Raw genomic sequence first — 742 nt, forward strand, 5'->3', positions numbered from 1 at the left:
TATATTTGATGATACTTCGCTAGATTATCCGCAAGTGAGTCTAGAGGTTATTCTCAAGGCGAAACCTAAAGTGATCATTGTTCCTTCGCATCATGGTGCAGAATTGGGCGATGCACAACAATGGGCTACCTGGCGCGAGATTCCAGCAGTAAGAAATCAGCATATATTTTCCGTGAATGGTGACGTAATGCATCGTTTTTCACTTCGCGTGATTGATGGAATGAAGTCCGTTTGCAGTGCTTTAGATCAAGTCAGAGCCCGCTCATAAAATAAATAATCTAACCTACCTTCCTGAAGGAGTACGACCTTGGAAAAGCAAGATAAAAATGCTTCACATAAAAAGAAGATGCAAAAACAAAAGGCCAATGTAGACGCTAATATCGAGGCAGCCAATATTGAACGTGGTGTCTTAATAGTGCTTACAGGAAATGGCAAGGGAAAGAGCAGTTCTGCTTTTGGCATGGTTTTGCGGGCCTTGGGCTATGACCATAAGGTTGGAGTAGTACAGTTTATCAAGGGGGCACAGCTTTCAGGTGAAGAGCTTTACTTAAAAAACAAATTGCCAGATGTAGACTTCTATCAAATGGGGACTGGCTTTACCTGGAACACGCAAGATCGAGAAGCAGATATCGAAGCGGCCGAAAAAACCTGGAAGGTAGCGGAGAAAATGCTTGCAGATGACAGCTACAACTTGGTCGTGCTGGATGAGCTGACCTATATGATTGCCTATAAATACCTTGAA

General features: G+C 43.0%; 1 protein-coding gene and 1 pseudogene. Both read left to right on the forward strand.

Going from position 1 to position 742, the window contains the following annotated elements:
* Positions 1-268, forward strand: a pseudogene (locus A3729_RS33155) (cobalamin-binding protein); the annotation flags it as partial.
* 39 nt (positions 269-307) lie between these two features.
* A partial coding sequence (locus tag A3729_RS15560; protein ID WP_156497973.1) for a cob(I)yrinic acid a,c-diamide adenosyltransferase occupies positions 308-742 on the forward strand: 435 nt, incomplete at its 3' end.

The sequence above is a fragment of the Oleiphilus sp. HI0043 genome, assembly GCF_001634935.1.